At 70.1% G+C, this 21,741-nt stretch carries 25 protein-coding genes and 1 tRNA gene; 16 read left to right on the forward strand and 10 right to left on the reverse strand.

Translation table 11 applies throughout. The annotated features are described in order from the left end of the window. Positions 1-65 precede the first annotated feature (65 nt). The 8 genes from ACJMNC_RS05140 to ACJMNC_RS05175 all read left to right on the forward strand — a co-directional run bounded on the left by ACJMNC_RS05140 (position 66) and on the right by ACJMNC_RS05175 (position 7,015). Positions 66-860, forward strand: a complete 795-nt coding sequence (locus ACJMNC_RS05140; RefSeq protein ID WP_408946870.1) for a dioxygenase — start codon at positions 66-68, stop codon at positions 858-860. An 83-nt stretch (positions 861-943) separates the two neighbouring features. Beyond that, the gene (locus tag ACJMNC_RS05145; protein ID WP_408946871.1) at positions 944-2,239 is read left to right on the forward strand and encodes a lipase family protein; all 1,296 of its coding nucleotides are present in this window, start codon (positions 944-946) and stop codon (positions 2,237-2,239) included. Between the two features lie 70 nt (positions 2,240-2,309). Then, on the forward strand, positions 2,310-2,984 hold the full coding sequence (locus ACJMNC_RS05150) for a hypothetical protein (protein WP_408946872.1): 675 nt from the start codon (positions 2,310-2,312) through the stop codon (positions 2,982-2,984). Positions 2,985-3,052: 68 nt separating this feature from the next. After that, positions 3,053-3,481: an Ohr family peroxiredoxin gene (locus tag ACJMNC_RS05155; RefSeq protein ID WP_408946873.1), complete on the forward strand. Its 429-nt coding sequence runs from the start codon at positions 3,053-3,055 to the stop codon at positions 3,479-3,481. Positions 3,482-3,525: 44 nt separating this feature from the next. Beyond that, a complete protein-coding gene (locus ACJMNC_RS05160) occupies positions 3,526-3,996 on the forward strand; it encodes a hypothetical protein (protein ID WP_408946874.1) in 471 nt (156 codons plus the stop codon). Further along, positions 3,980-5,467, forward strand: a complete 1,488-nt coding sequence (locus tag ACJMNC_RS05165) for a hypothetical protein (RefSeq protein ID WP_408946875.1) — start codon at positions 3,980-3,982, stop codon at positions 5,465-5,467. The genes ACJMNC_RS05160 and ACJMNC_RS05165 overlap by 17 nt, the downstream gene beginning before the upstream one ends. A 52-nt stretch (positions 5,468-5,519) precedes the next feature. Further along, positions 5,520-6,866 (forward strand): DUF2252 domain-containing protein, encoded by a 1,347-nt coding sequence (locus ACJMNC_RS05170; RefSeq protein ID WP_408946876.1) that lies wholly within the window; start codon positions 5,520-5,522, stop codon positions 6,864-6,866. A 75-nt stretch (positions 6,867-6,941) separates the two neighbouring features. After that, positions 6,942-7,015, forward strand: a tRNA-Pro gene (locus ACJMNC_RS05175). A gap of 221 nt (positions 7,016-7,236) precedes the next feature. Here the strand turns inward: ACJMNC_RS05175 and ACJMNC_RS05180 are convergent. From ACJMNC_RS05180 to ACJMNC_RS05205, 6 genes are all read right to left on the reverse strand, one after another. Beyond that, positions 7,237-8,046, reverse strand: coding sequence for a thioesterase family protein (locus ACJMNC_RS05180; RefSeq protein ID WP_408946877.1), 810 nt, complete (start codon positions 8,044-8,046; stop codon positions 7,237-7,239). A gap of 100 nt (positions 8,047-8,146) precedes the next feature. Further along, the gene (locus ACJMNC_RS05185) at positions 8,147-8,806 is read right to left on the reverse strand and encodes a PaaI family thioesterase (RefSeq protein ID WP_408946878.1); all 660 of its coding nucleotides are present in this window, start codon (positions 8,804-8,806) and stop codon (positions 8,147-8,149) included. 11 nt (positions 8,807-8,817) lie between these two features. Then, on the reverse strand, positions 8,818-8,961 hold the full coding sequence (locus ACJMNC_RS05190; RefSeq protein WP_408946879.1) for a hypothetical protein: 144 nt from the start codon (positions 8,959-8,961) through the stop codon (positions 8,818-8,820). Continuing rightward, entirely contained in the window at positions 8,948-9,226 is a 279-nt protein-coding gene (locus ACJMNC_RS05195; protein ID WP_408946880.1) for a maltose acetyltransferase domain-containing protein, read from the reverse strand. The genes ACJMNC_RS05190 and ACJMNC_RS05195 overlap by 14 nt, the downstream gene beginning before the upstream one ends. Before the next feature lie 4 nt (positions 9,227-9,230). Next, positions 9,231-10,220 carry a metallophosphoesterase gene (locus ACJMNC_RS05200; RefSeq protein WP_408946881.1) on the reverse strand — a complete coding sequence of 330 codons (990 nt, stop codon included), beginning with the start codon at positions 10,218-10,220 and terminating at the stop codon, positions 9,231-9,233. Between the two features lie 20 nt (positions 10,221-10,240). After that, the gene (locus ACJMNC_RS05205; RefSeq protein WP_408946985.1) at positions 10,241-12,664 is read right to left on the reverse strand and encodes a penicillin-binding protein; all 2,424 of its coding nucleotides are present in this window, start codon (positions 12,662-12,664) and stop codon (positions 10,241-10,243) included. A 311-nt stretch (positions 12,665-12,975) separates the two neighbouring features. Between ACJMNC_RS05205 and ACJMNC_RS05210 the strand changes: the two genes are divergently transcribed. After that, positions 12,976-13,317 (forward strand): WhiB family transcriptional regulator, encoded by a 342-nt coding sequence (locus tag ACJMNC_RS05210; RefSeq protein WP_408946882.1) that lies wholly within the window; start codon positions 12,976-12,978, stop codon positions 13,315-13,317. A 75-nt stretch (positions 13,318-13,392) separates the two neighbouring features. On the opposite strand, the gene ACJMNC_RS05215 is transcribed toward ACJMNC_RS05210, so the two are convergent. Further along, positions 13,393-14,487: an ArsA family ATPase gene (locus tag ACJMNC_RS05215; RefSeq protein ID WP_408946883.1), complete on the reverse strand. Its 1,095-nt coding sequence runs from the start codon at positions 14,485-14,487 to the stop codon at positions 13,393-13,395. Continuing rightward, a complete protein-coding gene (locus tag ACJMNC_RS05220; protein WP_408946986.1) occupies positions 14,488-15,474 on the reverse strand; it encodes an ArsA-related P-loop ATPase in 987 nt (328 codons plus the stop codon). 88 nt (positions 15,475-15,562) lie between these two features. Here ACJMNC_RS05220 and ACJMNC_RS05225 point away from each other — a divergent pair, with 88 nt between their 5' ends. From ACJMNC_RS05225 to ACJMNC_RS05235, 3 genes are read left to right on the forward strand one after another with little or no spacing between them, the layout of a single operon-like run. Then, complete coding sequence (locus ACJMNC_RS05225) at positions 15,563-15,727, forward strand: hypothetical protein (protein WP_408946884.1); 165 nt, start codon at positions 15,563-15,565, stop codon at positions 15,725-15,727. Between the two features lie 4 nt (positions 15,728-15,731). Continuing rightward, positions 15,732-16,214: a RidA family protein gene (locus ACJMNC_RS05230; protein WP_408946885.1), complete on the forward strand. Its 483-nt coding sequence runs from the start codon at positions 15,732-15,734 to the stop codon at positions 16,212-16,214. Further along, positions 16,214-17,044, forward strand: a complete 831-nt coding sequence (locus tag ACJMNC_RS05235) for an MBL fold metallo-hydrolase (protein WP_408946886.1) — start codon at positions 16,214-16,216, stop codon at positions 17,042-17,044. Before ACJMNC_RS05230 ends, ACJMNC_RS05235 begins: the two co-directional genes overlap by 1 nt. 95 nt (positions 17,045-17,139) lie before the next feature. On the opposite strand, the gene ACJMNC_RS05240 is transcribed toward ACJMNC_RS05235, so the two are convergent. After that, the gene (locus ACJMNC_RS05240) at positions 17,140-17,814 is read right to left on the reverse strand and encodes a Crp/Fnr family transcriptional regulator (protein ID WP_408946887.1); all 675 of its coding nucleotides are present in this window, start codon (positions 17,812-17,814) and stop codon (positions 17,140-17,142) included. Between the two features lie 149 nt (positions 17,815-17,963). Then, a complete protein-coding gene (locus ACJMNC_RS05245) occupies positions 17,964-18,176 on the reverse strand; it encodes a hypothetical protein (protein WP_408946888.1) in 213 nt (70 codons plus the stop codon). 172 nt (positions 18,177-18,348) lie between these two features. Here ACJMNC_RS05245 and nth point away from each other — a divergent pair, with 172 nt between their 5' ends. The 4 genes from nth to ACJMNC_RS05265 are packed head-to-tail and all read left to right on the forward strand — an operon-like array spanning position 18,349 to position 21,740. Beyond that, on the forward strand, positions 18,349-19,035 hold the full coding sequence (gene nth, locus ACJMNC_RS05250) for an endonuclease III (protein WP_408946987.1): 687 nt from the start codon (positions 18,349-18,351) through the stop codon (positions 19,033-19,035). Next, positions 19,032-19,727: a TlpA disulfide reductase family protein gene (locus ACJMNC_RS05255; RefSeq protein WP_408946889.1), complete on the forward strand. Its 696-nt coding sequence runs from the start codon at positions 19,032-19,034 to the stop codon at positions 19,725-19,727. Before nth ends, ACJMNC_RS05255 begins: the two co-directional genes overlap by 4 nt. Next, entirely contained in the window at positions 19,724-20,530 is an 807-nt protein-coding gene (locus tag ACJMNC_RS05260) for an NUDIX hydrolase (RefSeq protein WP_408946890.1), read from the forward strand. The genes ACJMNC_RS05255 and ACJMNC_RS05260 overlap by 4 nt, the downstream gene beginning before the upstream one ends. 1 nt (position 20,531) lies before the next feature. After that, the gene (locus ACJMNC_RS05265) at positions 20,532-21,740 is read left to right on the forward strand and encodes a MarP family serine protease (RefSeq protein WP_408946891.1); all 1,209 of its coding nucleotides are present in this window, start codon (positions 20,532-20,534) and stop codon (positions 21,738-21,740) included. Position 21,741: the final 1 nt, after the last annotated feature.

A 21,741-nucleotide genomic window follows, 5' to 3' on the forward strand; every position in this document is an offset into this window, starting at 1 on the left:
ACCTGTCGCACCGGGGCGGGGGACCGGCCCGGAATTAATCGGACCGCGGTCCGGTTGGGTGGGATATGAACGAGACGACCGTGGAGCGGATGCCCGCCCTATTCCTCAGCCACGGGGCTCCGCCGCTGGTGGACAGCGAACCCTGGGTGGCCGAACTCGGCGCGCTGGCCGGTGGCCTGCTGCCCCGGCCGTCGGCGATCCTGGTGCTCTCGGCGCACTGGGAGGCGGCACCGCTGACCATCGGCGCGACGGACCCGTCGGTTCCGCTCACCTATGACTTCTGGGGCTTCCCGGAGCGCTACTACCAGACCGTGTACTGGTCGCCGGGCGCGCCGGATCTGGCCGCGCGGGTCGCGGCGATGATGCCCGACGGTGCGACCGTCGCGCATGACGAGGGTCGCCGGCTCGATCACGGCGCCTATGTGCCGTTGACCGTCATGTATCCGGACGCCGACATCCCGGTGCTGCAGGTGTCCCTGCCCACGCTCGAGCCGGAGGCGCTGCTCGCGCTGGGCCGTCGCCTGGCGCCGCTGCGCGACGAGGGCGTGCTGATCATCGGCTCCGGATTCACCACCCACGGACTGCCGTACCTGCGCGACTGGAGCCCGGAGGCGACGCCGCCGTCGTGGTCGGTGGAGTTCGACGCCTTCGCCCGCGAGTCGCTCGCCGCCGGAGATCTCGAGTCCCTGATCGACTTCCGGCGCCGTGCGCCGGGCATGCCGTATGCGCATCCGACGGTCGAGCACTTCGCGCCGCTGTTCGTGGCCCTGGGCGCCGCCGACGATCCGGAGCGGGCGCCGGAGCAGGTGATCGACGGATTCTGGATGGGACTGGCCAAGCGGAGCCTGGTGGTCCGCTGACGCACCGGTGCGCGTATTCACGCTCTGAGCTGCAGTGTGGCCCAGACTACTCTTGAGTAACATTGTGTGCTACAGTGCTGCCCATGAGACTCAGTCGGGAATTCGTTTCAGCCAGGATCATGGGCCGTCGCCGCCGCGCGGGCGCCCTGGTCGTCACCGCGGCGATGGCCGCCACCACCGTCGCCACCGGAGCGGCGGCCGCACCGGCAGGCGCCGCCGGCGGCTTCTACACGCCGCCTGCCCGGTTCGCCGCCGACCCCGGATCGGTCATCCGCACCCAGCAGACCGAACTGCTCCTGCAGATCCCCGGTGTGAAGGGCCAGTGGCCCGGCACCGCCAAGCGGATGATGTACACCTCCACCCGCGACGACGGGAAGCCCGCCGCGGTGACCGGCTATGTGGTCGAGCCCACCGCGCCCTGGAACGGCAAGGGGCCGCGACCGACCGTCGTGATCGGTCCGGGCACCGTGGGCCAGGGTGACCAGTGCGCCGGCTCCAAGATGCTCTCGCTGCCGCTCTCGGTCGATCCCGCCAAACCCAGCATCGGTGTGAACTACGCCGGCCTGGAGATGAATCTGCTGCTGCTCAACGGCGTCCGCGTGGCCGTGACCGATTACATCGGCATGGGCACCCCCGGCATCCACACGTACGTCAACCGGCTCGAATCCGGCCGCGCCATGCTCGACGCCGCCCGCGCCGCGCTGAAGGTCGCCAAGGTGCCGGCGAGCAGCCCGGTCGGCTTCTCGGGCTACTCCCAGGGGGGCGGCGCCGCCGCCTCGGCCGCTGAACTGGCCGCCGGCTACGCTCCCGAACTGAATGTGAAGGGCACCTACGCCGGTGCCCCGCCGGCCGACCTGAACAAGGTGATCGACCAGATCGACGGCACCTTCATCTCCGGCGCCATCGGCTACGCCATCAACGGCCTGGCCGCGCGTCATCCGGAACTGGGCACGGTGGTCCAGAAGGAGACCAACGCCCACGGCAAGCAGGTCCTCAAGGCCACCGCCACCGAATGCATCGGTGACACCGGGCTGCTGCACGGCTTCGAGCGGAGCCGGCAGTGGACCCGCACCGGGACCTCCCTGTCGGCCGTCATCAAGCGCTACCCGGCGGTCCACGAGATCGTCGACGACCAGCGCATCGGGCGGCTCAAGCCCAACGCGCCGGTGCTGATCTCGACCGGCGTCGCCGACGACGTCATTCCGAACGGCCAGGTCAACCAGCTGTACCGGGACTGGCGGAGCCAGGGTGCGCGGGTGCAGCTGGCGACCGGCCACCTGCCGTCGATTCTGCCCGGCATGGTGATCAACCACGCACTGCCGATGCTCGAGTTCCTCCTCCCGGCGAGCAGCTTCCTGCTGAACCGGTTCAACAGCTGAACCCCGCATCGAGCGCCTCCGCCCGAACCATGTGTGCCGGGCGGGGGCGCCGGTGTGTTTGGATCGAGCCATGACTGATCCCGGACACCGGGGCGACCCGGACGACCCGGACCGCATCCCGACGCAGGCCGAACTCGACGCGGAGGACCTGGCCGAACTCGAACGCACCTCGCGCGATGCCGACATCGTCGACCGCTATCCGCGCCGCCGCGACGACCCGGGTCCGGCGCCGCGGGTGCTGGCTCACTCGGTCCGGGTGGTCTGGTGGATCGCCGCGGCCGCCGCGGCCGCCTACGTCGTCGCCGGCTTCGTCCAGCGCGGCACGATCACCGACCTGCTGGCCGGCCGCCTCGAACCGGGCCTGGCCGAGGTGAATGACGCCGATGCCGGCGACGCCGCCGACCGGGCACAGTCCATGGCGCAGTTCTGGCCGCCGGCCCTGCTGATCGGCATGGTGGTGCTGATGGCACTCAGCTACCCCCTGCTGGTGGGCATCGCCGGCCAGCACAGCCGGAACCTGCGCAGCATGTACGCCGCGGTCGTGGTGGTCGCCGCGCTGTTCACCCCGGTGATCGGCGACCTGCTCTTCTCCTACGACGAGATCAACGTGGTGGTGCGGGCGCTGCCGTGGGTGCAGTTCGCGGCGCTGCTGCTGACCCTGCTGATGGTCTTCCGGCGGGCGGTGAACCAGTGGCTGCCCACCAGTAACCGGGTCAAGCCCGGTCGCATGCTCGGCCGCGGCTGATCCCCGGCGGGTAGCGTGGGCCACAGACCGCCGGACCGACCGGCGGACTGTCGCAGAGAGGGAAGTCCATGAGCGATCCCATCTACACGGTGTCGTCCACCTCCACGGGAGGCGGCCGCGACGGCAAGGTCGCGTCCGACGCCGGGCACGTCGATCTGGTGATGGCGCCGCCGACCGAAATGGGCGGCAACGGTCAGGGTGCCAACCCCGAAGAACTGTTCTCCGCCGGCTACGCCGCCTGCTTCATGGGCGCGCTGCGGCACACCGCGAAGTCCAACGGCCACACCGTTCCCGACGGCGCGACGATCACCGTGAAGATCGGCATCGGCAAGGACGCCGCCGACGGCGGCTTCAAGCTGAACGCCGACATCACCGCGCACCTGCCGGGCGTCGACCAGCCGACCGCCACCGCGATGGCCGAGGCCGCGCACGCCTTCTGTCCCTACTCGAAGGCCACCCGCGGCAACATCGAGCACACGGTGACCGCCACGGTGTGACCGTGGTCATGTGACCGGCGTCAGGTCGGGTAGCGTGGGGAGCCGTGAACAACTGGGGAATTCTCGCCGCACTCGGCCTGATCGCCGCCGTCGCCGCCGTCGTCGCCTATGTGCGTAACCGGCAGCACGAGAACGCATCGCTGCTGCGCGACGCGGAGCTGGCCGAACGACTGCGCGCCCTGGCGTCCGGTGACCCGGTTAGGCTGGCGGCGGTCGACGAATTCGAGATCACCGTCTATCAGCGGCTCTTCTACGCGAACGCGGTGGGACCGCGGCTGCGCAGCGCCGCCTGGTCGCTGCTCGGGGTGGCGCTGACCGGAGCCGCGGCACTGCTGCTCGACGGTCTCGAGGGCTCCGTGGCGGTGACCCTCTGGGTGGTGGCGCTGGCGGCGGCCGTCGTCTTCGGCGTCGCCACCGTGATCCATCTGGTGCTGGCCGCCTTCGCGGCGGCGACCACGCCGCGAGTCTCCTTCGCCGATTCCTACGCGGCCGGCGAGGATGACGAGACCGACTGACGCTGCACCGCAGCCGCGACCGGCCAGCCGCTGGGCTGCGCTGATCGTGCTGCTGCTGGTTGCGGTGCTCACCACCGCGTCCGTGGCCGCCACTCCGGTGCGTTCGGTGGGCACCTGGCCGCGCACCGCACTGGCCGACGGTTCGGTCGAGGTGATCGCCGACGAGGACGTACCCGACGAGGTGCTCGTCTCGCGCACCCTGCTCGAGGCGGCCGACAGCGCACTGGTGGTGCCGGCCGACGCCTCGCCGGCGGTCCTGGGCCGGGCCGTCGAACTCAGCGCCACCCGGCGGGTGCCGGTGTACCGGGTGTCCGCGGCCACCGCACCGGCCGTGGCGGCCGAACTCGACCGGTTGCGCGTGCGCCGGGTGGTGACCGTCGGCGGTCCGATCCCGGACCTCCGGCGGCGCACCAGCGCTGACCCGAAGGAACTGATCGAAGGTCCGGCGCCCGCCGGTTCGTCGCCGGTGCTTCTGCTGTCGGGACCGTCGGCGGTTCCCGCGGCCACCGGCCGTGCGGCCGGGGCCACGGTGATCGTGCTGCCGGTTCCCGATCCGCGGGCCAGCGGGGCCGCGGTGGCCGCACTCAAGAGAGACGACTCGGCGGTGCGGGCGGTCGGTGCCGGCTTCGGCGATCGCGGCGTGCTGACCGACCGTATCCAGGCGGCCCGGACGGTGCCCGAACTGCCCGGCGGCGGTCAGTTGCTGTTCCCGTCGCGGCGGGTGGTCGCCCTCTACGGTTCACCGGACTCGCGCACGCTGGGACCGCTCGGCCGGCAGGACCTGCCGTCCACCGTTCAGCGCGCCAAAGAGGTTGCCGGACAGTACGGTTCACTCTCCTCGGTGCCGGTGATCCCGGGCTTCGAGATCATCGCGACGATCGCCTCGGAGGAGCCCGACTTCCGGGGCGCCTACACCCGGCCGGTACCGGTGAAGGTCCTCGAGCCGTGGGTGGACGCGGCCGAGAAGGCCGGCATCTACGTCACCCTGGATCTGCAGCCGGGCCGGATGGACTTCCTCGCGCAGGCAAAAATGTACGAGCGGCTCCTCGAACGGCCCAACGTGGGGCTGGCACTGGATCCGGAATGGCGGCTGGCCCCCGATCAGGTGCACCTGGCGCAGATCGGTGCGGTGCGTCCGGCGGAGGTCAACCGGACCGCGGCCTGGCTGGCGGATCTGGTGCGCCGCCGCAATCTGCCGCAGAAGGCCTTCGTGCTGCACCAGTTCGACGAGGCGATGCTCGGCGATCGCGCCCGGCTCGACACCGGGCATCCGGAGCTGGCGACGGTGGTGCACGCCGACGGTCACGGCGTGCCCGGGGTCAAACTCGACACCTGGCACCGGCTGATCACCGGTCTGCCGCCCGGGATCTGGATGGGCTGGAAGAATTTCTACACGGAGGACACACCGATCTTCTCCCCGGCGCGCACGATGTCGGTGAAGCCGAGACCGTGGTTCATCTCCTACCAGTGACATCTCAGGCGACAGTTCAGAACACTTCACTCCTATCGACGACGGGGACGCGATGACCATCCGGATAGAGGAGCTGGCCGCGGTGCCGGCCACCGCGCAGCGGCGCGACCCGCTCGAGATCCTCGACGAACAGGACGCGACACGGATTCCCGGCCTGGTGCCGGTGCGGCACGAGCGGATGGCGGCGACCGCCTTCACGTTCTTCCGCGGGGCGGCCGCGGTGATGGCCGCCGATCTGGCGGCCACCCCGTCGTCGGGAATCGACACCCAGCTGTGCAGCGACGCGCACCTGAGCAACTTCGGACTCTTCCGCTCGCCGGAGCGACGGATGGTCTTCGACCTCAACGACTTCGACGAAACCCACCCGGGCCCGTTCGAATGGGACGTCAAGCGGCTGGCCGCCAGCATCGTCATCGCCTCGCAGGCCAACGGCTTCGACGAGCGGGAGGTGAGCCGCTGTGCCCGCCGCTCGGTCCGTGCCTACCGCAAGGAGATGCTCGCGGCGGCCGGGCGCTCCCCGCTGGACAACTGGTACCGGCACGTCGACGCCGAGTCGCTGGCCGGGGAACTGGGCGATCGCCTCGACACCGCCACCGGCGACCGGATGGCCAAGCTGTTGAACAAGGCCAAACATCGGGACAGCAACCAGGCGCTGGAGAAGCTCTGCTACTTCGATCTGGCCGGGGCGCACATCCGCAGCGATCCGCCGCTGCTGATGCGGGCCGAGGAGATCATGACCCGGATGTCGCGGGAACAGCTCGCGATGGCCTTCACCGACCGGATCGCCGCCTACGCCCGATCTCTGCCCGAACAGGTGGCGAGCGTGCTCGCGCAGTACCGGTTCATCGAGGCCGCCCGCAAGGTGGTCGGCGTCGGCAGCGTCGGTACCCGCTGCTGGATCGTCCTGATGGGCAGCGAGGTGGGCGCGTCGCCGCTCTTTCTGCAGATCAAGGAGGCGGGGCCATCGGTGCTCAGCCCGTACGTCACCGCCCGCGCCGGCGACCATCAGGGGCGTCGCGTGGTGGCCGGGCAGCAGCTGATGCAGGCCTCCAGCGATATCTTCCTCGGCTGGGTCACCGCACCGAACTTCGACGGCACGCCGAACCAGTTCTATGTGCGCCAGCTCCGTGACGGCAAGGGGTCGGTGGTGGTGGAGGGGCTGCGGCCGGACGGCATGGAGTACTACGGCGAACTGTGCGGCCGGGTGCTCGCGCAGGCCCATGCGCGCACGGCCGCCTATGCGCCGATCGCGGCCCTGCTGAGCGGCTTCGGCAAGGCCTTCGACAGGGCCGTCGCCGACTTCGCCGTGGCCTACAGTCAGATCAACGAGGCCGACCATCAGCGATTGGTCGATGCCATCGCCGACGGGCGGATGAGTTCGGCGCCGCTGTCCGTCTGAGGGGCCGACCCGATTTCGTGAACCGAGAACCGTCGTTGTATTCTTGACGACGTTGCCTTCGAGAGAAGACGACACCGGGGTATGGCGCAGCTTGGTAGCGCGCTTCGTTCGGGACGAAGAGGTCGTGGGTTCGAATCCCGCTACCCCGACGCAATGGTTGAGATCGCAGTTGAGGCCCTGACCAGGGAAATCTGGTCAGGGCCTCACTCGTCTCACCGATACCGCCTGCTCCCCGCCACATCGAATCCACTACGCGACAGGAAAGCCGGAACGCGACACTGCGCAGGCGCGCGTATCGGTTTCGGTGTCGCGTTGACGCTGTACGCCTTCCGCGGCCGTACTCCCACCGACCGGCTCAGCTCAGCTCAGGTCAGGTCAGGTCGATGGTGCGCAGGGTGTTGACGACGGCGGTGACCGTCGCCGTGCCCAGAGGGCCGGAGCGGTCGAAGAGTTCGGCGGTGCCCACCGCGATGCCCTCGTGCTCGAGGCGATCGGTGGCGCGGACGCCCACCGAGGTGCTGTCCGGGCGGCGCACCAGGGCCAGTGAGACGTCCGTGTTGATGAACTCCACGCCCGCGGAGCCCCAGTTGCAGATCAGGTTGGTGATGTCGGCCAGCTGCGCGATCGCCTGATACGGGCTGGGCTCGTCGCCCCGCACGGCCGGGATCGCCGTCTGCCAGGTGGCGTGGCGGCCGGCGTTCTGGTGCCCGGCGAAGCCCACCGACCACGGATTCTCGCTGGCCACCATCGGCTCGGATTCGGGCGGCAGATCCTGGTCCGGAGGTGTCGCCCGGTCGTCGCTCGACCACACCGTGCCGGTCTGTGCCTGCGCGGTCTGCAGGAACGACGCGGTGGCCCGGGCCACCTGCTCGCCGTCCTGGCGGAGCACCGAATCGATCAGCACGATCCGGCGGCCGTTGCGCAGCACCGTCGCCTCCACCGAGGTCGGCGCCATCGCGGCCGGCCGGAAGAGGTCGACGTGGAACCGCGCCGGGCTCATATCGCTGCGGCCGAGCCCGGCCAGGGCGTGTTCGGCGCCGCGCGCCAGCAGGCCGCTGACCGCCACCCCGTGCATCTGCTGGGGATTCCAGTCGCTCTTGGCCAGGCTCAGCGGCCGGAACAGCTCGCCGTCGGGCTCGAAGTAGTGGTGTTCCATGTCGTCCCGCGTGATCAGCGCCATCGGGGTGTCCCATCGTCGGAAGGTGGTCGTGACGGGGACATTACCGGGGACGCTTGGACACCTGTCCACCGGTGTGCAGAATGCACTACAGCCGGTCGGTTCAGCCTTCGCCGACGGCCCGGATCATCGCCTCGCGCACCTCGCCGCGCGCCCATCGGGGCAGGATGAACACGCCCTCGGCCTCCACCGTCACCCCGTCGGCGGTGCTCACGGTGCCCTTGGCGAAGGACTTCACGCCCTCGACGCGGTCGAGCCAGGCGCTGACGGTGATCGGGCCCAGTCTGGTGCCCTGCCGATAGCGGATGGTCAGTGTTCCGGTCATCCCGGGAGCCCCGGCGCTCTCGGCCGCCGAACCCAGCGCCTGATCGAGCATGGCGGCGATCATTCCGCCGTGCACCAGACCGGCCGGCCCCTCGTACGCGGCGCCCATGTGGGCGGTCCCGGTCAGCTTCTCGCCGTCGTAGCTCATCTCCAGCGGCGGGGCGATCGGATTGCGCACGCCGCATACCGCATTGCCCCAGTTCCGTTTGCCCGCCGCCTCGGAGAACCGGACGCCGAAGGCGCCGTCGAGCTGCCGGCGCCGCAGGATCTCGGTGGCCGCGGCGATGTGCTCACGGGCCTCGGCGACCGCATCGGCGTCGACCTCGGTGCGCACCGTCGCATCCACCAGCGCACGCACCTGCCCGGCGAGCCCCTCGGCGACCGGGGTGATCCGGGCCAGTTCCTCGGCGGTGATCTCTTCGACGCTGTAACTGCTCATAGCAGTCATGTTTAGCAGTCGGCCGGCGCAGTGCCGGGAGTACTCCCCAGTTCCCGGATCACCCGCGCCGGATTGCCGGCGGCGAACACCCGTGGCGGCACATCGCGGGTCACCACCGAACCGGCCCCGATCACCGCGTCCTCACCGATCGTCACCCCGGGGCAGACGATCACTCTCCCGGCCGATCCGCACCTGTTCGCCGTAGTCGCAGCGCAGCGGCGGTACGATCCGCGAGTCCGGGCCGAAGGCCCCCAGCAGGCCGCGCAGGATCTCGCTGCGGCCGTCCTCGTCGTCGGCGTCGAGCGCGTTGAAGCGCTGCATCCGCCGCGCGCACTCGCGGCGCAGCGCCACCAGTTCCGGATCGCCGTCGGCGTACAACTCTCCGGAGAGCATCCGCTCCCGCTCGGTTCTGGCGGGCACCCGGTCAGCTCATCTGGTGTTCGAGCTGCGGCAGCTGCTGGTCCACCTCGGCGTCGCCGCCGCCGTTGCGGGTGGCGGTCAGGGTCAGCAGGGTGGCCTCCGGCCGGCAGCAGAATCGGGCCGGGGCATACGGTGACGTGCCCAGACCGGCCGAGACGTGCAGCTTCATCGTCGATCCCCAGTTGGAGACGCCCTTGACCCGGGACCGGTCGAGATGGCAGTTGGTGACCAGCGCGCCGTAGCCCGGCAGGCACAACTGTCCGCCGTGCGTGTGCCCGGCCATCACCAGGTCGTAGCCGTCGCCCGCGAACTCGTCGAGCACCCTGGGCTCGGGGGAGTGGGTCAGGCCCAGCCGCAGCTGGGCCAGCGGGTTGGGCCGGCCGGCGACCGTCTCGTAGCGGTCCCGGCCGATGTGCGGATCGTCGACCCCGGCCGCGGCGACCCGCACCCCGGCCACTTCCAGTTCGCGCACCGTATGCGTCGCATCGAGCCAGCCGCGCTCGTTGAACGCCGCCCGCAGATCCTGCCAGGGCAGCGGCTCGCCGTGGGTGCGCTTGTGGTTCTTCTGGAAGTACTTGAGCGGGTTCTTCGGTGTGGGTCCGAAGTAGTCGTTGGAGCCGAAGACGAACAGTCCCGGCAACGACAACAGGTCGCCGAGGGACTGCACCACCGCCGGCACCGCTCCCGGATGCGCCAGGTTGTCGCCGGTGTTGACCACCAGATCCGGTTCGAGCCGGGCCAACTCGGAGATCCACGCCTGCTTGAGCAGCTGGCCGGGGGTCATGTGGATGTCGCTGATGTGCAGCACCCGCAGCGGCGACGAACCGGGTTCGAGGACGGCCAGGGTGGCATGCCGCAGCGCGAAGGCGTTCCGCTCGATGACGGTGGAGTACAGCAGCCCGGCGGCAGCGGCACCGGCCGCACCGGCGGCCAGCCGCGCAGTGGAACTCGACAGCAGATCGGAGGGGCGGGCGGAGCCCGGGACAGCAGCCATGCCCTCGAGGATACGCGGGCTCAGCCCTCGGGGACTTCGATCACCACCGGGCCCACGCCGGGCACCTCGACGGTCTTGGAGGTGGTGCCGGCCGGCGCTCCGCCACCACCACTGCCCGTGCCCTTGCCGTTGCTCACGTACACCGCGATGGTGCTGCCCGGCATGGCGGTCTCGGCGGGAGCGGTGAAGACCACCGTGCCCTGGGGCCGGCTGCTGTCGGTCTCGAGCTCGTTGACCTTGAAACCGGCCTCCTGCAACCGTGCCGTGGCCTGACTGATGGGCAGACCGGTCACCTGCGGGATCCGGCCCTTACTGCTGCCGCGCACGTATTGCGGATCGTTCGCCGGCAGCCGCACCGGGCCGAACTTCGTGGCGACCGGCTTGATCGCCGCGAACCAGGTGCGGGCCGGCTCGAAGCCGCCGTAGACGTCGCCCTCACCGCACTGGCGCAGCGGGCTGGTGCAGATGCCGGCCGGGTTGGGGCCGTCGTTGTAGATGTAGGCCGCCGCGGCGAGCTGGTTGGTGAACCCGAGGAAGGCCGCCGACCGGTGCGCCTCGGTGGTGCCGGTCTTGCCGGACATCGGCAGCGACCAGCCGGCCGCCCGCGCCGCATCCGCCGAGGTGCCGCCCGGCTGATCGTCGTGGCTGAGCGCATTGGCCAGGGTGCTGGCCAGGCCCTTGTCCACCACCTGCTCGCACTTGGGCGGGTTGAACGGCACGGTGGTCATCGCCGGGGTGCCGTCCGGATCCATCACCGTGTTGTTGTACTGGTCGCGTTTGACCTGCTCGATCGCGACGACCGGATTCGGCGGGCACCAGACGCCGCCGGAGGCGATGGTGGCCGCCACATTCGACAGCTCGAGCGGGTTCACCGCGAACGGGCCCAGCGTGAACGAGCCGAAGTTGCCCTTCTTGATGTAGTCGGCCAGGCTCTGCTCGCTGAATCCGGACGAGCCCGGGGCCGCGTACGAGCGCAGTCCCAGCCGCACGGCCATGTCGACCGTCGGCTTGACCCCGACCTGCTGCAGCAGCTGCACGAAGGCGGTGTTCGGCGACTGGGCCAGGGCCAGCGGCATCGGCAGCGCCGCCGGGTAGGGGCCGGCGTTCTTGACGCAGTAGGCGCCGGGTGGGCAGCCGAAGGCGCCGTTGCTGTTGCCCATGCCGTACAGGGCGATGTTCGACGGGATGCTCAGGACCGTGTCGGTGCCCATGCCCTTCTCCATCGCCGCGGCGGCGGTGAACACCTTGAAGACCGAGCCCGCGCCGTCACCGACCATCGAGAACGGCTGCGGCTGGACCGTCTCACCGCGTTTGGTGTTCAGGCCGTACTTGCGGCTCGAGACCATCGCCAGCACGTCGTGCGACTTGTCGCCGGGCCGGACGATGCTCATCACATTGGCGATGCCGTCGACGTCGGGGGAGGCCTGCGCCTGGGCGGCGCGCTGTGCATTGCCCTGCACCTGGGGGTCGAGCGTGGTCCGGATGGTGTAGCCGCCGCGGGCGACGGCGGACCGGGAGATCCCGTTCTCGGCGAGGAACTGCAGCAGGTAGTCGCAGAAGAAGCCGTTGCTGTCGGCGGAGATGCAGCCCTGCTTGGGGGTCTGCGGGTCGGGCAGCACGCCCAGCGGCTGCTTCATCGCCTCCCGGATCTCGGGAGCCCGGTCCGGGAAGTTCTCGATCATCGTCTCGAGCACCGTGTTCCGGCGCGCCAGCGTGGCCTCGGGGTCGGTGTACGGGTTCAGCGCGGAGCTGGACTGCACCATGCCGGCCAGCATGGCCGACTGTTCGAGGGTGAGTTCCTTGGCCGAATGGCCGAAGTAGGTCTGGGCGGCGGCCTCCACGCCGTAGGCGTTGTTGCCGAACGGCACCAGGTTCAGATAGCGGGTGACGATCTGCTTCTTGGCGTCCTGCTTGGCGGCGTCACGGTCGAGGCCCTTGTCGTGCATGGCCTGGTCGGTGAGGGAGCGCTCGAGAGTCAGCGCCATCCGGACCTCGCGCAGCTTGCGCGCCGGGGTGGTCTCCACGGCGGCGTCGCGGTCGGCCTCGGTCTGGGCCAGCACCAGCAGCTGATAGTTCTTGATGTACTGCTGATCGAGCGTCGACGCGCCCTGCTGGACCTCGCCGGACGACGAGTTCTTCAGCGCCGCCCGGATGGTGCCCTTCCAGTCCACGCCGTCGTGCTCGAGGAACCGCCGGTCCTCGATGGAGATGATGGCCCGGACCATGTCCTGGGAGATGTCGTTGTAGCCGACCGGCAGCCGGTATTGGTCGAACAGCTGCGCGATCGGCGTGCCGTTGACGTCGGTGACCGTGGTGACCTCGGGAACGGTGCCGTTGAGCAGCTCGGACGAGCTGTTCTCCATCGTCGCGGCGGCCCGGTTGGACAGCACGGCCAGTCCGCTGGCGAACGGAAAGAGCAGTGCGGCCACCAGCACACCGGCCATGACGCAGGCCAGCGGCAGGCTGAGCAGCTTCGAAGTCTTGCGCACCCGGTCAGGATACGTGCCGAAGGCGCCGGGGCGGCGGAGCGCCGGTTCCCCCGGACCCGCCGCGTGTCGGTCCATCGTCTGATTTGCCGGGGCTGTGGCCAGTTTTCCGAACTGTGACTTGCACTTGTGAGGGCAATCTCAATAGATTGATTGTGGTGATACGGCTAACACTTCGACTGAAGTGCAAGACAAGTGTCACAAGAGATCTTATGCGCCCCCGAACGACGGGGAAGCGTCGATGGGTTTGCGAAAGGCGGAATACCGCAATGACTCTGGCCCCGTTGTCTACTGGTGATTCGGAAGCTCGACTGGCGTGGGTGTCGCAAGCGCGCTGCCGCGGCGGAGATCCCGACGATCTGTTCGTCCGGGGCGCCGCGCAGCGCAAGGCGGCGACCATCTGCCGGCACTGCCCGGTGCAGCTCGAGTGCGGTGCGGACGCACTGGACAATCGCGTGGAGTTCGGTGTGTGGGGCGGCATGACCGAGCGGCAGCGCCGGGCGCTGCTCCGCCAGCACCCGGAAGTCACGTCCTGGGCGGCCTTCTTCGAAGCCCAGCGGCGGCGACAGCGGGTGGCCGCCGTCCCCCAGCAGGGCACGGCGCGAGATTGACCGGCACGGCTCCTCACCATCGGGTGGGGAGCCGTTTTGCTGGGCCCGGCCGGCGCCGGAAAGTGCCGGCCCGGCTCAGCCGAGCCGGGTGATCTGTTCCCCGACCGCGCGCAGCGCCTGCGCATCGGCCACCTCGAAGGGCAGGGCGGGCACGCCGACGATCGGCACGCTCGGGTGCGACGAGGTGAACCGGCCCAGCAGATGCTGTTCGCGCTGCGCGGTGTCGGCGCGGTCCACATGCACCCGCAGCACACCGTGCGCCACCGGATCGTCGGTCCGCTCGAGCGCCGCATAGGCGGCGGGCGTGGAGACGCCGGTCAGGTTCGGGTGGGTCCGGTTGACGATCAGCCCGGTCAGCGGCATCGAGTCCTGGGAGAGGCGGCTGACGAAGAAGCCCGCCTCGCGGAGGGCGTCGGCCTCCGGCGCGGCGACCACCACGAACCGGGTGCCCGGCCGCTGCAGCAGCTCGTAGGTGCGGTTGGCGCGCTCCTGGAAGCCCCCGAACATCGAATCGAGCGACTGAACGAAGGTGGCCACGTCGCGCAGGATCTCGCCGCCGATGATGGTGGAGATGCCGCGCATGGCCAGACTCATGGCGCCGGTGACCACCCGGCCCACGCCGCGTCCGCCGCCGACCAGCATCCGCATCAGCCGGCCGGAGAGGAACGACCCGAGCCGTCGCGGCGCATCCAGGAAGTCCAGGGCGTTCCGCGACGGAGGCGTGTCGACGACGATCAGATCCCAGCGGTTCTCCTCGAGGAGCCGGCCGAGCTTCTCCATCGCCATGTACTCCTGCGTGCCGGAGAACGACGAGGCCACGGTCTGATAGAAGCTGTTGTTCAGGATCGCTTCCGCGCGTTCGGGTGTCGAGTGCTCGACCACCATGTCGTCGAAGGTGCGGCGCATGTCGAGCATCATCGCGTCGAGCGTCCCCGAGCCCTCGATGGGCACCGGCTGCGGCTCGTTGGTGAGCGCGTCCACGCCGAGGGACTGGGCCAGCCGGCGGGCCGGGTCGATGGTCAGCACGGCGACGGTGCGGCCGGCTTCGGCGGCGTGCAGCGCCATGGCGGCGGCCGTCGTCGTCTTGCCGACACCGCCGGAGCCGCAACAGATCACCACGCGGGTGTTCGGGTCGGACAGCACTGCGCCCATCTGCAGATCGGTGGTCATCTAGACGCCCGCCTCCTTGAGTACCCCGGCCAGCTCGTACAGCGCGCCCACATCCACCGAGCGCTCGATCTCGGGCAGTTCGATCTCGGGGACCTCCACCTCGTCGAGCTGGGCCTGCGCAAGCTGCTGAGCCTGCAGCCGCCGGGCGTAATCGACCGTCTCCGAGACCAATCCGGCCAGATCCGCCTCGCTGGTCTCCAGACCGGCCGCGGCCAGCGACTCGCGCAGCCGGGCGGTGTCGAGCTGGCCTTCGGCGATGTCGTCGAGCTGATCGTCGGGCAGATAGTGGGCGCTGCACCGGTTCAGCAGGATCACGCCCACGTGCAGGTCCTTGGAGCGCAGCTCCTCCACGGCCTCGACGGTCTCCTGCACCGGCATGGCCTCGAGCAGGGTGGTGAGATGCACCTGGGTCTCCGGCGAATGCAGCAGTTTCACCACCCCCTCGCTCTGGGCGCGGATCGGACCGGATTTGGCCAGATCCCGCATGGCCGCGGTGACGTCGAGGAAGGCGCCGATCCGTCCGGTGGGCGGCGAATCGACGACGATCCGGTCGTAGAGCAGGCCGCCGTCGGGGGCGGTGGCGATGACGCGTTCCTTGATCTTGCCGGTCAGCACCACATCACGCAGACCCGGCGCGACCGTGGTGACGAAGTCGATGGCCCCGACCCGTTTGATCGCCCGGCCGGCGAAGCCCAGGTTGTAGAACATGTCCAGGTACTCGAGCAGTGCGTGCTCGATGTCGATGGCCAGCGCCGAGACGCTGCCGCCGTTTCCGGTGGACTCGACGAGGGTGTCCACCGGAGGCAGCGGGGGAACGTCGAAGAGCTGCGCGATGGCCTGGCGGCCTTCGGTCTCGACCAGCAGCACCTTCTCGCCCTTGGCGGCGAAGGCGATGGCCAGCGCGGCCGCCATGGTGGTCTTGCCGGTCCCGCCCTTGCCGGAGACGAAGTGCAGCCGGGCCTGTGCGGCCGGGGTCGGCCAGCGCATGCTTACTGCGGTCGACGCATCTGTGCTCACGCGATCACCTTAGCGACTGCCGTGTTCAGGCCGTTCACCAACCGATAAGGTTGGACTCATGAGTGAAGCCACTGCCTGGGAGTACGTCACCGTTCCGCTGCTCACGCACGCGACGAAGCAGATTCTGGATCAGTGGGGAGGCGACGGCTGGGAGCTGGTCAGCGTCCTGCCCGGCCCCACCGGTGAGCAGCACGTGGCCTACCTGAAGCGGCCCAAGGGCTGAGCCGATGACCGCTGCAGCGAACAACGACTGGGCCGGCCGCCTGGCGGCGCTGGGCATCGATTTGCCGGCCGTCGCCGCGCCCGTGGCCGCGTACGTCCCGGCCGTCCGGCACGGGGATCTGGTGTACACCTCCGGACAGCTGCCCTTCGTCGACGGTGCGCTGCCGGCCGCCGGGAAGGTGGGCGACGGGCCGGGCCTGGTGTCCGCGGACGATGCGAAGACCGCGGCCCGGCAGTGCGCGCTCAACGCCCTGGCGGCCGTCGACGCACTGGTGGGGCTGGACGCGATCACCCGCATCGTCAAGGTGACCGGATTCGTCGCCTCGGCACCGGGATTCGGCGGCCAGCCGCAGGTGATCAACGGCGCCTCCGAGGTGCTCGGGGAGATCTTCGGCGACGACGGCGTGCATGCGCGCAGCGCGGTGGGCGTGGCCGAACTCCCGCTCGACTCGCCGGTCGAGGTCGAGCTGATCGTCGCGGTCCGCTGATGGCCGGGCACACCGATCCGGACGCGCCGGTTCACCCGGCGTACGAGACGCTCCGCCCGGTCACCGACTTCGCCTCGGTGCTGCTCTGCGACAACCCCGGGGTGATGGAGCTCGACGGCACCAACAGCTGGATTCTGCGGGCGCCCGGGCACGACGAGTGCGTGGTGGTCGATCCGGGGCCGCCGCGGCACAAGAAGCATGTCAAGGCGCTCGCCAGGCAGCCCGGTGTGGCGCTGGTTCTGATCACGCACCGGCACTTCGATCACACCGGCGGCATCGACCGGCTGTACCGGCGCACCGGCGCACCCACCCGGGCCCGGGCGCGTGAGTTCTGCCGGAATGCGCCGACGCTGCGCGACCGCGAGGTCATCGAGGCGGCCGGGCTCCGGATCACGGTGCTGTTCACCCCCGGCCACACCGGCGACTCGGTGAGCTTCCTGGTCGAGCACGACGGCCGGCGCGCGATGATCACCGGCGACACCATTCTGGGGCGCGGCACCACGGTGCTCGATCCGCAGGACGGCACCCTGACCGACTACCTCAACTCGCTTAACCGGCTGATCGTCGAAGGCGAGGACTGTGTGCTGCTGCCGGCGCACGGCCCCGACCATCCGGAGCTGATCCCGGTGGCGCGGTTCTACAAGGCGCACCGGGAGGAACGGCTCGACCAGATCGTGGCCGCCCTCGACCGGCTCGGGGTGTCGGCTTCACAGGCCAAGCCGAAGGCGATCGTGCGCGACGTCTACGCCGACGTCGACAAGAGTCTGTGGCCGGCCGCGAAGATGTCGGTCAAGGCGCAGCTGGAGTATCTGCGCCGGCACGAGCAGTAGCGCCACGCGCCGCCCGGCCGGTCGGCAGGCGAGAACGAAAGAACCCGCGGCACCCGCCGCGGGTTCTTTCGTGCGTTCTCGGGTCGGAGCCGGCCTCAGCGGGCCCGGCGGGCCAGCCGCTCGGAGTCGGCGATCAGCACGCTCTTGCCCTCCAGGCGCAGCCAGCCGCGCTGCGCGAAGTCGGCCAGGGCCTTGTTCACGGTCTCCCGCGAGGCGCCCACCAGCTGAGCGATCTCCTCCTGGGTGAGGTCGTGCGTCACGCGCAGCGCCCCGCCCTCCTGGGTGCCGAACCGCTGGGCCAGCTGCAGCAGCTGCTTGGCCACCCGGCCGGGCACGTCGGTGAAGATCAGATCGGCGAGGTTGTTGTTGGTGCGGCGCAGGCGGCGGGCCAGTACGCGCAGCAGCTGCTCGGCGATCTCCGGGCGGTCCTTGATCCACTTGCGCAGGGCGTCGCGGTCCATGGTGGCCACCCGCACCTCGGTCACCGTGGTGGCCGACGAGGTGCGCGGGCCCGGATCGAAGATCGACAGCTCGCCGAACATGTCCGAGGGGCCCATGATGGTCAGCAGGTTCTCCCGGCCGTCCGCGGAGCGGCGGCCGAGCTTCACCTTGCCGGAGAGAATGATGTAGAGCCGGTCACCAGGTTCGCCCTCGTGGAAGATGACGTGGCCGCGAGGGAACTCCGTCTCTTCGAGTTCGGAAGCCAGTGCCGCAACGGCAGCGGGCTCGACCCCCTGGAAAATGCCTGCCCGTGCGAGTACCTCGTCCACCTACGACCCTCTCTCCTTTGTCAACCCGCGGTCAGTGACCCACGCTACTGGAGAGAAGTGTAATTGTTGAAATGATCACAGGATGCAACGACTGGCCGTAAACGCCACGAGCGACGGGCCGGACGGGCTCCGCGGGCCGGTCGTCGAGGTCAGTTGGCGCGGCGGTTGCGCAGTTCGTCGAGCGCGGCGGGCAGGCCGTCCTTGGCCAGATTGTCCAGGTCGGTGGCGTCGGCGCCCTCCAGGAACTCCTCGACCTGCGCCGGACCGACGGACAGTCGATCCAGGCTCCCCTGAACCTTCTCCATCGCCAGAGCGAACAGCATCAGAAGGAACGGGAAGACGATCACGGCCAAACCCTGCATGGTTCCCCAGTATCCACACCCGCCGCCCGGAGCCGAAACCGGCGGTGTCGTCGTCATCGATTTGTGACCTGCCCGGTGCCGGGACCGTGTGGCGGCGCGGTCGGTAGCCTGGAACGTTGTGAGCAGACGCAAGCCGGAAACACACCTCGGTCTGGTCCGGCGCGCGCGGCGAATGAACCGGACACTGATCGAGGCCTTCCCGCACGTCTACTGCGAGCTCGACTTCACCGATCCGCTGGAGCTGTCGGTGGCCACGATCCTCTCCGCTCAGTGCACCGACGTCCGGGTCAACCAGGTGACCCCGGCGCTGTTCGCCCGCTACCGCACGGCCTGGGATTATGCCGGCGCCGACCGGACCGAACTCGAGGAGCTCATCCGGCCGACCGGCTTCTACCGCAACAAGGCCAACTCGATCATCGGGCTCGGGCAGGCGCTCGTCGAACGCTTCGACGGCCAGGTGCCCGGCCGGCTCGAGGATCTGGTGACGCTGCCGGGGTTCGGCCGGAAGACGGCGAACGTGGTGCTCGGCAACGCCTTCGGGGTGCCCGGACTGACCGTTGACACCCACTTCGGCCGGCTGGTGCGCCGCTGGGAGTGGACCGATCAGGAGGATCCGGTGAAGGTGGAGCGCGCCGTCGCGGAGTTGTTCCCACGTAAGGAGTGGACGGATCTGTCGCACCGGATCATCTTTCACGGCCGGCGGGTGTGTCACTCCCGCACGCCCGCGTGCGGGGTGTGCACGCTGGCCCGGGACTGCCCGTCGTACGGACTCGGCCCGGTCGACAAGGGGGCGGCCGCCGCCCTGGTCAAAGGTCCGGAGACCGAACATCTGCTGGCACTGGCGGGGGTGAGCGGGTGAACGCCCTCAAGACGCCCGCGGCCAAGGCGATGATCGCCTTCGTGGTGGTGTCGGTGGCCCTGGTGGTGGCGCTGTGGCCGCGCGGTGACGGCCCCACGGCGCCGGTGAGCACCACCGGTGCGGCGGCCTCGTCGACCCAGGGGATCTCCGACGAGCCGGTCACGACGGAGATGATGAGCAAAGCGCGCGCCGATGCCGCGCTGCCGCCGTGCCCGACCGGCACCGGTCCGGCCGCCCCGGGTGCCGTGCTGGCCGGGGTGCAGGCCCAGTGCCTGGCCGACGGCGCGACGATCGACGTCGGGGCGGCGACCGCGGGCAGGCCGACGGTGATCAATCTGTGGGCCGTGTGGTGCCAGCCGTGCCGCCGCGAGCTGCCGCTGTTCGACCGGCTCTACGCGCAGGCCGGCGATCAGCTGAACGTGCTCGGCGTGCACGCCTATGACGGGGCCCGCAAGGAGTACGCGATCCTCACCTTCCTCGCCGAGGTGGGCGTGCATCTCCCGGTGATCGCCGACGTCGACGGCACTGTCGCCAAAGCCCTGGGGGCGCCGCGGGTGTTCCCGTCGACCATCCTGGTCCGCGCCGACGGCACCGTCGCCGAGATCCTGCCGACGGTCTTCGACTCGTACGAGGAGCTCACCGGCGTCGTCCGCGACGAACTGGGCGTCGACCTGAACGGGGTGGGCCGATGAGCGTCTTCCGCCGGAATCCGGATCCGGCTCCGGTGCCCGGCCCGCTGGCCGAGCCCGCGCTGATCCCGCCCTGGCTGCGGATCGTGACCGACGATCCGCAGTCGGTGAACGAGAAGGTCCTCAACCGTGGGGGCGGCCGGGCGCGTGCCGCTGCAGCCTTCCGCGCCCAGCGCTCGGCCGCGGTGCTGGTGCTCTTCGGCGGCGCGTTCGACGCCGCACTCGATCATCCCGGCGGGCTGCCCGCCGACGCCGACGTGCTGCTCACCGAGCGTGCCCCGACCATGCGCACGCACAGCGGGCAGGTGGCCTTCCCCGGCGGCAGCCGCGACCCCGGCGACGACTTCCCGGTGGGTACCGCGCTGCGGGAGGCGCGCGAGGAGACCGGTCTGCTGCCCGACGGGGTGCGGGCTCTGGCCCAGCTGCCGGCGTTCCCGGTGCCCTCCGGATTCGAGGTGGTTCCGGTGCTCGGGCACTGGGTCACCGCCAGCGAGGTGGGCGTGGTCAACGCCGAGACCTCCCGGGTGATGCGCGTGAATCTGCGCGAACTCCTCGCCCCGGAGAACCGTTTCCAGGTGCGCCGCTCGCTGGCCGGGGCCACCGCCTACCAGGGCCCGGCCTTCCTCTACGACGGCATGCTCGTCTGGGGTTTCACCGGCGGACTGATCGCCGCGATCAGCGAGGCCGCCGGCTGGGACGTGCCCTGGGACACCGCCGATGTGCGACCGCTGGAGAAGATGATCGCCGCGACCGGGAACCGGCAGGTCTCCGGGTTCACCCTGCCGGAAGAACCGGGAGCGCCGTGACATGACCGGAGCACTGTGGGTGGATCTGATCGTGCTCGCGGTGGCGATCCTGGCCGCGTTGAGCGGCTACCGCCAGGGCGCCGCCGCCTCGGCCCTGGCCTTCATCGGGGTGCTGGTGGGGGTGCTGGCCGGGATCCTGATCGCCCCGCACGTGGTCTCCCGGATCGACGATTCGCGGCTGCGGCTGGTGGTGGCGCTGCTGCTGCTGGTGGGGCTGGTCATCATCGGCGAGATCGCCGGCATGGTGCTCGGCCGGGCCGCGCGCTCGGGGCTGCATTCGGTGCGGCTGCGCCGGGTGGATTCGCTCGTCGGCTCGGTGCTGCAGGTGGTCGCCATCCTGATGGCGGTCTGGCTGCTGGCGATCCCGCTGCGCAGCTCCCAGCAGCCCCGGATCGCCGAGGCGGTCACCGATTCGACGGTCATCCGGGCGGTCGACGCGATCGCGCCGCAATGGATGCGCGATCTGCCGTCGGACTTCACCGAGCTGCTCGACACCTCCGGCTTCAAGGAGGTGATGGGACCGTTCGGGCAGACCCAGGTGGCCAACGTCGACGCGCCCGATCCGGCTCTGCAGCAGCGGCAGTCCATCGCCCAGGTGCGGCCGAGCGTGGTCAAGGTGCTCGGGGTGGCGCACGACTGCGGGCAGGCGCTGGAGGGATCGGGTTTCGTGATCTCGCCGGAACGGGTGATCACCAATGCCCACGTGGTGGCCGGCACCGATGAGCTGTCCGTGCGCACCGTCGGCGGCCGCGAACTGACCGCCACGGTGGTCTGGTACGACTCGCGCGACGATGTGGCCGTGCTCGACGTGCCGGGGCTGCGGGCGCGTGCCCTCGACTTCGCCACCGACCGGGCGTCGACCGGCGACGATGCGATCGTGCTCGGCTATCCCGAGGACGGCCCGTTCACGGTGACCCCGGTGCGGATCCGCAATGTGGTGAACCTGGTGGGTCCGGACATCTACCAGAACCCGCACGACGTGCAGCGCAAGGTGTACACGGTGCGCGGGCAGATCCGCTCGGGCAACTCCGGCGGGCCGATGATCGACCCGGACGGAAAGGTCCTGGGTCTGGTCTTCGGTTCGGCGGTGGACCCGGCCGATGCCACCGGCTTCGTGCTGACCGCCGAGCAGATCCGCGACGACGTCGCCGAATCGGAGCAGCGCACGGCGGCGGTGGCGACCGGCGCGTGCATCGTCAACGGCGGCTGAG

Origin of the sequence: Gordonia sp. VNK21 (assembly GCF_046098115.1) — a bacterium.
Lineage (GTDB): Bacteria > Actinomycetota > Actinomycetes > Mycobacteriales > Mycobacteriaceae > Gordonia.